Origin of the sequence: Collinsella sp. AF29-7AC, from assembly GCF_003475665.1 — a bacterium.
In the GTDB taxonomy this organism is placed as follows: domain Bacteria; phylum Actinomycetota; class Coriobacteriia; order Coriobacteriales; family Coriobacteriaceae; genus Collinsella.
Genome location: NZ_QRQX01000001.1, coordinates 80673 through 93636, shown reverse-complemented (window position 1 = coordinate 93636; position 12964 = coordinate 80673). Strand labels below are relative to the sequence as shown.

The 12964-nt window shown below is 53.8% G+C and carries 6 protein-coding genes; 3 read left to right on the top strand and 3 right to left on the bottom strand.

All coding sequences use genetic code 11. The features are described from left to right. Position 1 precedes the first annotated feature (1 nt). Together DWZ15_RS00375 and DWZ15_RS00370 are read right to left on the bottom strand one after the other, a co-directional pair. Complete coding sequence (locus DWZ15_RS00375) at positions 2-5317, bottom strand: DEAD/DEAH box helicase (RefSeq protein ID WP_118448568.1); 5316 nt, start codon at positions 5315-5317, stop codon at positions 2-4. Positions 5318-5329: 12 nt separating this feature from the next. Next, positions 5330-8401 (bottom strand): hypothetical protein, encoded by a 3072-nt coding sequence (locus tag DWZ15_RS00370; RefSeq protein WP_147352295.1) that lies wholly within the window; start codon positions 8399-8401, stop codon positions 5330-5332. A gap of 380 nt (positions 8402-8781) precedes the next feature. Here DWZ15_RS00370 and DWZ15_RS00365 point away from each other — a divergent pair, with 380 nt between their 5' ends. From DWZ15_RS00365 to DWZ15_RS00355, 3 genes are all read left to right on the top strand, one after another. Beyond that, complete coding sequence (locus DWZ15_RS00365; RefSeq protein WP_147349526.1) at positions 8782-8964, top strand: hypothetical protein; 183 nt, start codon at positions 8782-8784, stop codon at positions 8962-8964. Positions 8965-9100: 136 nt separating this feature from the next. Further along, entirely contained in the window at positions 9101-10225 is a 1125-nt protein-coding gene (gene serC / locus DWZ15_RS00360; RefSeq protein WP_118448559.1) for a 3-phosphoserine/phosphohydroxythreonine transaminase, read from the top strand. A 71-nt stretch (positions 10226-10296) separates the two neighbouring features. Further along, positions 10297-11460 carry a phosphoglycerate dehydrogenase gene (locus DWZ15_RS00355; RefSeq protein ID WP_118448557.1) on the top strand — a complete coding sequence of 388 codons (1164 nt, stop codon included), beginning with the start codon at positions 10297-10299 and terminating at the stop codon, positions 11458-11460. 347 nt (positions 11461-11807) lie between these two features. Here the strand turns inward: DWZ15_RS00355 and DWZ15_RS00350 are convergent, their stop codons facing one another. Beyond that, a complete protein-coding gene (locus DWZ15_RS00350) occupies positions 11808-12614 on the bottom strand; it encodes a hypothetical protein (RefSeq protein ID WP_158572463.1) in 807 nt (268 codons plus the stop codon). Positions 12615-12964 lie beyond the last annotated feature (350 nt).

Below are 12964 nucleotides of genomic sequence, written 5' to 3'. Positions count from 1 at the left end.
GCTATGCCTCTTTATCGATCTCTCTCATTACATCTTCAGCGGAGCACTCGCCGGCAACAAACAGACTCCAGCCTGACGCAAATCGCCAAGCGGAGCCGAAGGCATTGTCAAAATCGCCCGCCGCTTCCTCGTCAAGAAGAATGACCTTGGACTTGCGCCAAACAAGCGTGGCATAAGCGCTGTCGTCGCCAGCATCAGATAGCTCCACATCTATGCCCGGAGTCTCCCAGCGCAGATGCGAGTCGTAGCTCGTCATTTCACGAATCAACTCGATCCACTCCTCCGAAGAATCAGATCGGATTGACAGCTTCATCGCTTCGGCCAACGATAGCGCCTTGTTGTTTGCGCCATCATCAGAGGCATATAGCTCAAACCCAGCAACCGAGTCCGAGGCATCCAGCTCGCAATCGAGTTCTTTATCCTCATCGGAATTGCCGGCAGAACAAACGGAAGGCGATACAGCAAGAAGAGTCCCCAAAATTCGCTTTGCAGCGCCTCGAGAAAGGTTCGCCTGCACAGCTTGGTTGTAATAATTTGCAATACAACCGTAGCAGCAAGTTTCTTCACCGCATCCACAATGACCGTCTACGACCTTATAAGCCTCTTCAATTAGCTCCGCCACCTCTTTGCTGGGCTGGCGCACATGACCGGCTCCTCCAGGCACGTCATCATAGATGAGTATTGAAAAGCTGCCTGCATCATTTTTGTATGTAGTCCCTCCGAGTTCGGTCTCGGGAACCTCAAGGATTTTAGCCGCAGCGGTAAACAGCGCCCACATCACAGCTTCCCAGTCGCCATCGCAGCAAACCGTCGCCGCATCAAAATCAAATACGAGCTCGAGAACGTCGCTCACAAATGCCGTACCCAGTGCGCTGAACCTATTAATCTTTGGAGCAGTGCCGCTCTTCTCGCACCAGTAGGTATGTTGGATCTTCTCTCCACCAACAGCAGCGCGATTGCAGTAAGAGCAGACTTGGAAGCCCTTAGCAGGGCTATTGAGCACACAAAGTTGCCCGTTCTCGGCATATTTTACTTTCACCGCACCGCCAGGAAAACAAAACTCTCCGGTCGCAGTCTCGTTAGGCCAGTGCTGGCTAAAGTGCACCGATGCATACCCCTTTGGCCTCGGCCTTCTAAGCCCGATGCCTTTTTTGTTTTCCGTGCCGACAAAACCATAGGAAGGTATGAGCATATTCTTTTCGAGAGCAAACTCGGTATGGCAAACGGGACACTCGCCTTTATCACTGTAGTTTTCAATAGGCCATACAAATGTTTCGCAATTTGGACACTTTCCATACCTGCGCTTTCGCAACTCTTGTCCTTTCGGCTTTCTGAGTCCAACGGACTTCCAAAGCGTCTTGCCGGCAACGATTTCCGCCCCCGGTGCATATTCCCTAATGGCTTGACGCATACCCCTAGAAAGCTCGAGCCTGTTCTCACCTACAGAATTCTCGATATCAAGAAGATGGAGCTCTACGAGATCAGTCGGAAACCCGTACTTAGGCAATACTCCGTTCTCGGCAAGAATTGCGATAGTTCTCTCCTTCTTGAGCGCATCCCTGGACTTTAGAAGCTTGGATGCGAGAATGTCGTTGACGCCCATATTCAGCTCAATACCATCCTGAACACGCTCAAAATCAGCATGCTTAAGGCTATGTGCAAGGAGAAGCCTGCCACCGCCTCCATTCTCAGCCGAATCGATTGGCCCAACGAGCTTTGCTATCCACCCCCACTCGTTTACGCCAACTTCTTCCGCCACGGGCATGCCTTGCGGAACAACGCGGACGAGCTGTTCATAGACACTCTTTGGCCGCGATGCAAGGAAGCTGCGAAGATCTTCGAGGCCTTCCGGCTCCGATTTAGAAAGATCCATAAAGTCGTTGTATCCATGAGAGTAGTCTTTGCCCAAGCTCCGGCTCGCGTAGCGAAAGAACTCAGACATAGCGACAGCGAAAACATGCCGTATCGCAATGGCATCGTTATTCAGATAACACATTGGCACTCTCGTGTTGCCGCCAATTATCTTGGCTGGGTCCTCAAAGTACGCGACATCATGGGGCCGCAAGCGAGCAAACGTGATGGCATATCCAGGCTTGCCAGCGCGGCGTCCAACGCGACCGGCTCGTTGCGTATAATTCGCGGTACTAGGTGGAACGTTTCTCATAAAAATGGCCCTCAAATCGCCAACGTCCACACCCAGCTCAAACGTGGTCGTGCAACTCAAAACATTAACGTTGCCTTTGATAAATTCGCTCTGTATTTCTCTAGCCTTTTTGGATGACAGCTGTGCAGTATGTTCCTCGATGTCGAGGGGAAGCGCCTCATCTTGATATACGGTTTTATAGAAGCGGTCTTTGTCTCTTGCCTCTGCGAAGCTCATTTTCACCATCGTGCCGTTGCATTTCGTTGTCATGCAAACGCCATGCGTGTCCAGATGAGTCTCACATCCACATGCATCGCAACGATAGACAATATCATCGTTGGAATGCGGATACATAGTCCAAATATCTCTGCCAAGCCTAAAGTGTTCACGCGAATCGATCAAATATCCTTCGCCCCTAAATAGCTTGCAACTTAGATACTCCCCCATAAACTGGAATAGACTTTGCAGAATCGGGCGAACGTCCTCACGGGTCAGCTCGATACCGTGGACCCTTTTGACGTACTTGCGAATAAAGGCACTGCGCTTATTTTCTGTACCACGTACCGCATCTCCCGCAAACTGAACAATATCCTTTGACGCAGAGCCGCCTCCCTCAAGCACGACAAGGTTACCGCGCTTCTCATGATTGTTTCTTAGCTCAGGGACCCCTTCAGGAACCTCGATAACGTTTTTCTCTCGGAGCAGTTCAAGACAGGTCCTTGCAAACAAAATGTAGTCTTCGAATGAAAGCCAGGCTGCCCCATCGGCATTAAGTCTATCCACCTGTCTTTCGACAAGTTTTTTCGCCCCAGGATGGGAAAACCCCTTGTTAAATTCAGTAGGCTCGATCCTTACAACGCCAAGGCCTTCAAGGCTGTTCCGCGAATCCTCAGCCGCAAGCTCATCGAGAATCCAGGCCGTCGCCTGGCCCCTCTTGTTGGAACCCAAGACCCCCGGATATCGCCTCTTTGCAACACTTGTTATCCAATCAATAACTGAGCTCGGCTTACAACCCTCACCGTCGCGAGACAGGGTTTCCACCGCTTCTCTTATCAGCTGACGACGTGTGATGTTCCCATAAGTTCTATCCATTGCGGGCGCGAAGAAAGCCGCGTCCTGGCGCTTATCCGAGAAGCAAATAATACTTCCTGCCCTGCGCTCCTCATCGAGGTCTGCGAACAAATCATCCTCGTCAGCTTCTTCCTCATCAAAAGGCGGAATATCCCTGACCAGGTCGTAACAGACGACACTGCCTGCAGCTTCAGGCGAAACGCGCATTGGCTGAATTGCCACAACGGACTGATATCCGCAATGACGACAACGCGCCTCTGCTTCATCTGATTGTTTTTTCTCGTTTTGGTTGAGCGCAATTGGGATGCGCGCAACAATCTCATGCTCGAAACGATGAACACCACCCTCGGCTTCATGATACAAAGACCCGCATATCGGGCACAGCCATTGGATCTTTTCATCGGGATCCCTCTCCGATTCGTCAGAGAGAAGACGGTAGTAGACTCTCGGAAGAAACTCGTCGTCGGAATCCGTTCCTTCATGTCGAGGACTTAGCCACGCAGTCTTCACCTCGGGATCAGAGCTCTCCTCACCAAGGATGTATGCCTGCCCACAATGGCGACAGACCGACACCTCATATACAGGAGTATCGTTTTCATCGTCATAATGCTCCGCAATCGTTTTGTGAGGAGTCAGCTTACGTGTATGCAGATTTAAATAGATGCCCTCAGGAGCACGCAAGAAAGAATGGTAGCGACTCGTAAGAATGGGAACATCCTTGGAGCGCTGTGCAGAGGAAAGCACCTCAACCATGGCAGTGAGGATTTCCACACCCCTCTTATCTCCCGTGAGCCCTTCGATCTCAAGCTCCTCAATAGTGTCAAGATCAGTGAGGTCGAAAAGACGCTCACAGCGTCTCACCAGTTTTGTCGCAGACGATTCACCCAGAAGGATCTTTCCTAGTCCCATTAGGGGGGACTCGCCGTCTAGTCTCGCTACAACCTCTTCAGGAGCTCCACCAGATGCGAGTGCGCTGCGAATGTCTTCTACGTTTGCGTTTTCGGGATAGGAAAGTTCCCTGCGAAGTTCCGCCCAAGTGTCTAGAGAAAGCGCGCCCCAAGGCTTTTCATCAAGAGCATCTTGGGGCTGATCTTTCTCGCTCGTGATGACATCGAGATCCGCGGGATCACCCGAGAAAGGCTCGCCAAAAAGATCCCGAGCAAATTTAGCCACCTTCGGCATATCTTCTTCTGAGCCGATTGTTGCGGAAGTTGCGTAACAATGAAGCTTGGGCAGCTCCCCCGTTTCCGATTCGATACGAGCCTTTACTCGACGCAGCAAATATGCGATTTCGGTGCCAAGCGCGCCTGAATAAACGTGCGCCTCATCGATGGCGATATGCCGCCAGTTTGCACCAAATGCTCCTTCGAACAGCGGCGCATCCTCCGGACGTAGAAGGAGATACTCAAGCATAGAGTAGTTTGTAAGCAAAATGTTGGGTGGGTTCTCACGTATTTTCTCGCGAGAGATGATTTCATTTGGCAGTCTAGTTTGATCCGGGTTTTCGTCTTTCCACTTACGGAGAGCCACGGACTCTTTCTCCTCAGTATCTCCGGTATAACGCCCGAAGGAGATATCGGTCCCCTTCAGCAACAGTCGCAATCGTTTAAGCTGATCGTTTGCGAGAGCATTCATCGGGTAAAGTATCATGGCACGGACGCCAGCGGAGGGCCCGCTCTTTTCGAATTCTGAGAGGATGTCATTCAGAATCGGAAGCAAAAAGCACTCAGTCTTACCCGAACCCGTGCCCGTAACGACTGCGTAATTACGCCTGGCAACGCTCTTTTCAATAGCCTTAACTTGATGCACATATAAGGGGCGATAGGGGTCAAAATTACGCTCTTCTCCGCCGCCTAAACTCATCATGCCCCTGCAGAGAAGCCCCTCGTCCACCAGGTCTGCCACAGTTTTATCCTTGCGGTACGGAGGCGCCGCCTCAAGAAACGGTCCCTTTGCAAGATATCCCGGCTCGCAGAGAATCGTCTCAAGCTGCTTCTGCAAATCCGCGTCATCAAAGTGAATAGTAGTGGCAATGTACTCGCGATAAGAGTCCTCCACTTTGCGCGCAGTCTCAATGGGGTTGAATTCTTTTGCATCCATCATTATTTGCTCCTGCTATTTAAGAATGATACTGGTCGCGTATTCTCGCCGAGGGTCTCCAAAGAAGTCGCTCGGTGACATTTCAACTGCAACCTCTCTCTTATTGCTCAGCTGCCTCACCACGCTTAATGGAAGAGTAACCTCCGCAGAGCCCTTTTCCGCAAAGGCCGTAGCAATCGGCTTTTCGTCTCTTTCCTTATACTTGGAACGCCTAAAGAACCTGAAATGAATGTCGCACAAGGGCTTGCCTTCAAACCGAAGAACATATCCAAGGGATTCTCCCGGCGATAGCTTCCAGCCGTTAATACCGAGCCCCTCGGCACAATCAAGCATTTGAACATCGGTCCAAGCTGGAATCAGTTCTCCAGTTGATACGTCATCGCCATAGCACAGGGACAGCCTCAGAGGAAGACGGCTGGATGCCCTATAGTCAGTCTGTTGAAAGAGGCTTGCATGTCTAAATAGATTAAATCCGTATTCGCCAGGCTGTTTGAGGTTCTTGAAGAATAGGGGTTTTGAACCGAGCATCACCAGCGCAGCCCTGTTGTACCTCCAACCATAGGAGATAATCTTAAAGTTTGCCGCACTGGGGCCGAGTTCCAACGCATCTGCCAAACAGATTGGACGCTCCTTGGATAGATTTGCAAGTCTTTCTGGTATGTCAACGCCTATTGCAGCAAGAGCAAGTTTGGCATCGGTTTCTTTGCCGCTCTCCCTCGAACGAATACGGAGATGCAAGAACTCATCCTTCAGGAGGGCCTTCGCTTCATACCGCTCCCAAGCATTGAGGGAATTAAGCCTGTCGCATTCGCCTTCCGCATCGGCTTCTTCATAAATACGCACAACATCAATGGGAAGACACGCCTGGAAGCCATATTCGGCTACAGCACGCCCGTGATCAATGCTGATGGACAGAGGCCTAAATTCTTGTATGGGCACCACTGCGAATCGGTAGCGGAAAACAACCTTACCACCGGCAGATTTCTGCCTCGCCTCCAGGACGCACTCTTCGATATGCCAACTGAATTGACTCGTTTTTGAGGGATTGAATTCTATTCTTGCAATACCTGAATTTTCAGTATCGTCCTCATATATGGCGCAACGAGGCATCGACACCAGCTCGCCATCGCAGCAGCACATGATGTCCAAGTCTTTTAGGGCGCTCGCGCCATCAAGCGCTTCAATGCTCACAGAGGGCAGGCCGTCGCTGGTATTGAGTTCGTTCGGAACGCACCCATACAAGTCAACGCCGTCGCTCGTTTCTCCGATAATGCGATGCTTATCAACCTTTGCGACATAACGTTCTTGCCAAACGGCAACTTCCTCGCCCGTAAGCTCGTCAACAACCGAACCTGCCGAACCGGGCTCAACGTCGTAGATAAAAATCTGGTTATCGTTCCAATCGCCAGAAGCCTCATACTCCGAAACGGCTTTCATGCCTTGCCCGGGAACAATCTTGTATCCGTCTTTAACAATGTATGCGATACGACGCTTTTTCGTTAACCGCTCGTTCTTGCCACGCAAGCGGCAGAAGCCCTTAGCGTCCTTTATAAATTCAAAACAACCGGGCTTGTTCCTACTGAACGACTGGCTCAAAGAACTAAGCTCGATGTAGTCACCCGCTCGCTCATCTTTCTGCATGAGCTTCAATTCCACGTCGTAACGAGCCCGAGGGTTAACGGCAATACCGACGGCATTCAAAATGCATTTTCCGACACTCATATCGAATTCAGAGCTTGCCTTTAGCTCGCCGTCAACATAATAGTCAATCTTGTCACCAGCAAAATGCAGCGGGAACTGTTGGCGCGGCCAGCGCATGGTCACAACACCCTCAGATAAATCCAGCTGCAAACTGGCAATCGGAAGATAGATCAATCGGTGGGCGCCACTTCTCCGCTCTTGCGTCTCAGCAGCAGCCCTTCCTCCGGTCGCCAAGGGCGGCACACGCTCTTGGTTGTCACGAAGGGCCTGCATTGCGGCTTCAGGCAGACCGAAACTAGATAGCATCGTGTAGCGGCTTCCAGCCCTATTCGAGTCAACAATTTGCGCCGCCACGCGCATGGACGCCTCAAATAATGGAGCAATGGTTGAATCGGGCGCTTTCTCAAGAATGTTAAGGACTGCCTTTTCGGGAGCATACCGACTCTCAGGGTTCTTTAGCTCCCTAAGAACGGAGCGCCCGTCCATCTCTCCGCCAAAACCTAGACTGCCTTTAGAAACTTCTTTCGCAAGCGGAAGTAATTTCTCCCACAGGTTTGACCAAGAATCTTCCGATAAGCCTCCGTGGAGAAGAGCAGTGTAGTAGTAGTGATTAACTTCCTCATCGCGACCATACAAAGGCATTCCACGCTCTTCAACATGTTTTATAAAAATGTGCTTTACTATCCCCTGCACACTACCGTCACGAATGCCAAGACTGGCAAAAAAGTTGCCCCACAGGTTATGGCCATTGAATACCCTGCGCGCTTTGTCGGCAACATAGACCATAAAAGCGTTCGGCAAACACCTATCAATCAGCATCAGAACAATGCGAGGTTTTGTCGGGTAACGCTTTATGAGTTCTTCAAAAGCAGTGCTGAGCCCATCAAGGTCTACCGAGAATTCCTCAAACGCTTGATAAACCATGACGTTTTCAGACCTTGAGCCAAGGTCGTCAAAGGCACCCCGAGCTCTTTCTTCAAATTCCTCCAATTTTGCCGAAAACAGCCCATGGGAGCGCGTGAGCGGAAAATGGCTCAAGTCGTATTCATATTGCTCTATCGAAGACGCTGTCTCGATATTTGACTCGTGAGGAGGTCGGCTTTTCGGCGAGGCTTTCACGTTCGTCGGATTCTCGACCATCTTGGGCTGAAGCATGGATGCCGCGAAGGCTTCAGGAACTGCGCGGTATTTCTTTCGCATCTTAATGATTGAATCGGCATATCTGCCATCAAAACGAGCGTCTATCTCTTGATCGGTAAGAGACAAAAGATCGGGCAAGTAGCAGAAACCAGCATTCTGGATTAAACGCCTTAGCCCCACATCATCAAAACTAAGCTCCGAGATGGGCGCTTTCTTCAGCCTCTCCAAGTAGTTCGCTTCGCTCATCAGCATCCCCTATGCCGTAATTGCATTCGATGCCGCCATTTCTGACCTTTTATTGACACCGGTCTGACACGACGTGCTTTTAATCATACCGTGAGGGACTTGCGCAACTCGAAGAACAAAGATGTCCAATGGAACCGTTTCTGCAGACGGTCACTATCACCCGGCGAACAGTTCCCTAAAAGGTCGACCATGGTTCAAGCACGCTTGATTGCGCAACAAAACTACCGCTAAAATGATTCAATTGTGAACATAGATGCACGGATCAGCCGGCTGGGGGTCCAAGTTTTTCCTACCGCCCATCGCTTTGCCCCAATCCTGCAAGGCGCCCGCACGCTATCATCGATATAGATTGAATGGGCAAGCAATACAGGTGGCTCTGCATGCCAATTGAAAAAGTTCCATTCTTGCAAAACACTTCAGGCTCGGTAATTGACAACCGCCACGAAGCTTATATGGCTGCCCAGCAATCCATCGCCCGCGGCTACGATGACCTCGTAAACGACCGCGTGCGTCCCTGGAAACAAGCGAAGACCGAGGCGGATCGGATGCGAGCCATCAGGTAAGGTCGCCCCTCCCCCATGTAACCATCCTGTAAATCATAGCGGCGCAGTCGAGTTTTACCGTGATGCGGTCGCGCCCGGCGCTCCACTGTGCTAAAGTATCCCGAACGTCCAAACGACTACGAGGGGGAACTAGAAGATGGCACGTGTGCACAACTTCTCAGCTGGCCCGGCCGCGCTGCCTACAAGCGTGCTCGCCGAGATCGCCGACGAGATGATGGACTACCGCGGTTGCGGCATGTCCGTGCTCGAGATGAGCCATCGATCTAGCATGTACCAGCAGATCATCGACGACGCCGAGGCAACTCTGCGCCGCCTGCTGAGCATCCCCGACAACTACCGTGTCCTGTTTTTGCAGGGCGGTGCCACACTGCAGTTTGCGGGCATCCCCATGAACCTTATGCGCTGCGGCCGCGCCGGCTACGTCGTGACCGGCAACTTCGCCAGCAAGGCGTACCAGGAGGCCGCCAAGTACGGCGAGGCGGTGCTGCTCGCGAGCTCCGAGGATACCAACTTCGACCGCATCCCCGACATGGCCGACATCAACGCGCGCATTGCCGCCGAGGCTGCGGGCGACGGGCTCGACTACGTCTACATCTGCCAGAACAACACCATCTTTGGCACCATGTACCATGAGCTTCCCGCTTGCGGCGATGTGCCGCTGGTTGCCGATGTCTCGAGCTGCTTTCTGTCGCAGCCGCTCGACGTTGAACGCTACGGGCTCATCTACGCCGGCGCGCAGAAAAACGCCGGCGCCGCGGGCGTCACCGTGGTCATCGTGCGCGACGACCTTATCGCCGAAGGCCCGGCCTATGCGCAGACGCCGCAGTACATGGACCTTAAGACCCAAGCCGCCAAGGGCTCCATGCTCAACACGCCCAACACCTTTGGTATCTACGTGTGCGGCAAGGTATTCCGCTGGGTTGAGCAGACCGGCGGACTTGCCGCCATGGCCGAGCGCAACTGGGCCAAGGCCAACCTGCTCTACGACCTGCTCGAGCGCGGCGAGCTGTTCCACGGCACCGCGCAGACCGGCAGCCGCTCCATCGCCAACGTCACGTTCCGTACCGGCGATGCCGACCTCGACGCCGCCTTTGTCGCGGGCGCGGCAGAGCACCAGATTCAAAACGTCAAGGGCCATCGCCTCGTCGGCGGCATGCGCGCCAGCGTGTACAACGCCGTCACCATGGAGGACGTGCAGGCGCTGGCCACGTACATGAAGGACTTCGAAGCGCAGCATAGTTTGAGCCCGCGATCTAACTAGCCCGCAACGCGCGGGCCAACCAGCCACTTCAAACCACCCTGTTTAGATCAAAACCTGCTAAGGAGTTTTCCATGCGCAAGATTAAGACCATCGACGACATCACCAAGGACGGCAAGGTCGAGTTTGGCGAGGGCTACGAGTTTGTGGGCACCGCCGAGGAGGCCGACGCGATCCTGATGCGCTCGACCGACCTGCACGACTACGAACTGCCCGAGGGCATCCGCGCCATCGCCCGCTGCGGCGCCGGCGTCAACAACATCCCCGTCGAGGAGTACGCCAAGAAGGGCGTCGTCGTCTTTAACTCCCCCGGCGCCAACAGCAACGCCGTCAAGGAGCTCGTCCTGGGCATGTTGGTGCTCTCGAGCCGCGGCGTGGTGCAATCGATGAACTGGGTGCGTGACAACGCCGACGACCCCGAGATTCAGGTCGATGCCGAAAAGGCCAAGAAGGCCTTTGTGGGCCGCGAGCTCAAGGGCAAGCGCATCGGCGTCATCGGCCTGGGCAACGTGGGCTCCAAGGTCGCCAACGCCTGTGTCGATCTGGGCATGGACGTCTACGGCTACGACCCGTTCATTTCCGTCGAGCACGCATGGGTGCTGAGTCGCGAGGTGCAGCGCGTGGGCACGCTCGAGGACCTCTGCCGCGGCTGCGACTACCTCACCGTGCACGTGCCCAGCAAGGCCGATACCATCGGCATGATCAGCACCGAGCAGATCGACCTGCTGGCGCCCGACGCCGTGCTCATCAACTACGCGCGCGAAACCATCATTGACGAGGACGCCGTCGATGCCGCCCTGCGCGAGGGCAAGCTGAGCTGGTTTAGCTGCGACTTTGCCACGCCCAAGACCGTCAAGATGCCCAACACGTTTATCACCACGCACTCGGGCGCCGGCACCGGCGAGGCCGAGGCCAACTGCGCCGACATGGCCATCAGCGAGCTCAAGGATTACCTGGAAAACGGCAACATCGCGCACAGCGTCAACTACCCCGCCTGCAGCATGGGCAAGGCGCGCGCCGCAAGCCGCATTGCCTGCCTGCATGCCAACGTGCCCAACATGATCGGCCAGATCACGGCCATTCTCGCCAAGGACAACGCCAACGTGCAGCGCATGACCAACGAGTCCGCTGGCGAGAACGCCTACACTATGTTCGACACCGATGAGCACCTGGACGGCAGCACGATCGAGGCGCTCAAGCAGATTCCGTCGATGTATCGCGTGCGCGTGATTAAATAGCGCCGGTGCCAAGCCTGCCAGACAGACCACGAAGCCCATTCGCCCCCCGTTTTCACGAAACGGGGGGCGATTTTGTTGCTCCGGACGACTTTAAAATGATACCCGGAACAAGTTTTTTCAGATAATCGATAGTGAGGCTCCAGTCGCTAAGCACACCCGCTTTGATAAACAGCTTTATCAGGGACTTTAGTAGGTAAAAATCGGTCTCTATGTGCCGAATGTAAGTTGACTGTCTATTTTCCGAAACAACTTATTCTAGATAGCATTTTTAGGGTCCCTCCAAGGCAAAATTGAAGCCTTTTTGCGACCAGAACTCTAGCTCGCGCTACCGTTTACCCACCGCGCGACTACATTCCCGCCCAATCGATAAAAATCTCCTCACGAAGCCGCCGTTCGAGCTCCTGCTGTCGCGGCGTCTTGTCTTTCAGCGGCACATCGAGATAGGACATGATGAGCTCCATCACCACGCGGAAGGCATCGAAGTCGGCCAGCTGACCATAGGTCATCAGAACGACGGGATATCCCATGGCTTGCAAGGCCGTCGTTCGATCGGAGTCCGAGATCTTGGATTCAATGGATCCGTGAATGGCTTTACCTTGGCATTCAACCAGACACTCTCGACTGCCGTCCTTATTTGCCAGCAGGATATCGGCATAGCGCCTATCAAGCCCCGAAATCAGGCGGGCGCTGCGCGTCATACGAATCTCAACGTTATTGGTAAGGCTCAGCCCTTCGCCGCCGCGCAACCTCGTAAGGCCAAACAGCATCGAAGCCTGGACCTCGAGCGGCGATGCCGCCACCCCCGTAATGCACTTCGCGGCACGTGTGAACGATTTAGCGCCGCGGAGCCCCTGGATCTTATCGACGTACTCTGTAAGCTCAGAGAGCTCGATCAAGGGAGGTCGTTTCCACAAGTCCGTTGGATTCCCCGAGACATCCTTTACGTTTTCCCAGCCCGACCGTGCGTCACCCCACCGGCCCCCGTATGCCTGCTCAAGTGCCGACTTTACCTGAGGTGCAATCTTGCACACGGCAAAGGTGCCGCACATCTCATACATGCACATGATTAGACGCTCGTTTGAGACCGAGGAAGCCAGGGTCAGCAGGGTAAAGAGTGGGGACGCAACATCGAGGCCAAACTCCGTCTGCCGCACGGAATCAAACGGCCTCTCCCCGTTCCAAACATGCCTGACAATGCGATCGCCCTTACGTCCGCAGCTGCCCTGCGCCAACACGTGTAACGGGGTGCCCAGGAAATGCGTGACGAGCGGATGCTCACATAGGTGCTCCCTGCGCGGATCGTCCGCAGAATCGGGCAGGTCCGGCATTATTGCCAAGACCTGTGGAGGTATCCGGTGATACCGAAAGGCAGATATGTCGCACAGCATGTCGTCCATGAAGGGTACGTACCCGCTGCGTCGCTTGTGAACCCGCTCGGACGGCAAACGCGCTGGCTCGGCCTGCGAACGGTAAATACTGCCACGCCCACGTCGCGGATCTCTCA

Excerpts from the sequence above, each read along its gene's own strand:
- DWZ15_RS00370 (WP_147352295.1), bottom strand. The coding sequence starts at position 8,401 with ATGAGCGAAGCGAACTACTTGGAGAGGCTGAAGAAAGCGCCCATCTCG.
- DWZ15_RS00365 (WP_147349526.1), top strand. The coding sequence starts at position 8,782 with ATGCCAATTGAAAAAGTTCCATTCTTGCAAAACACTTCAGGCTCGGTA.
- DWZ15_RS00355 (WP_118448557.1), top strand. The coding sequence starts at position 10,297 with ATGCGCAAGATTAAGACCATCGACGACATCACCAAGGACGGCAAGGTC.
- serC (WP_118448559.1), top strand. The coding sequence starts at position 9,101 with ATGGCACGTGTGCACAACTTCTCAGCTGGCCCGGCCGCGCTGCCTACA.
- DWZ15_RS00375 (WP_118448568.1), bottom strand. The coding sequence starts at position 5,317 with ATGATGGATGCAAAAGAATTCAACCCCATTGAGACTGCGCGCAAAGTG.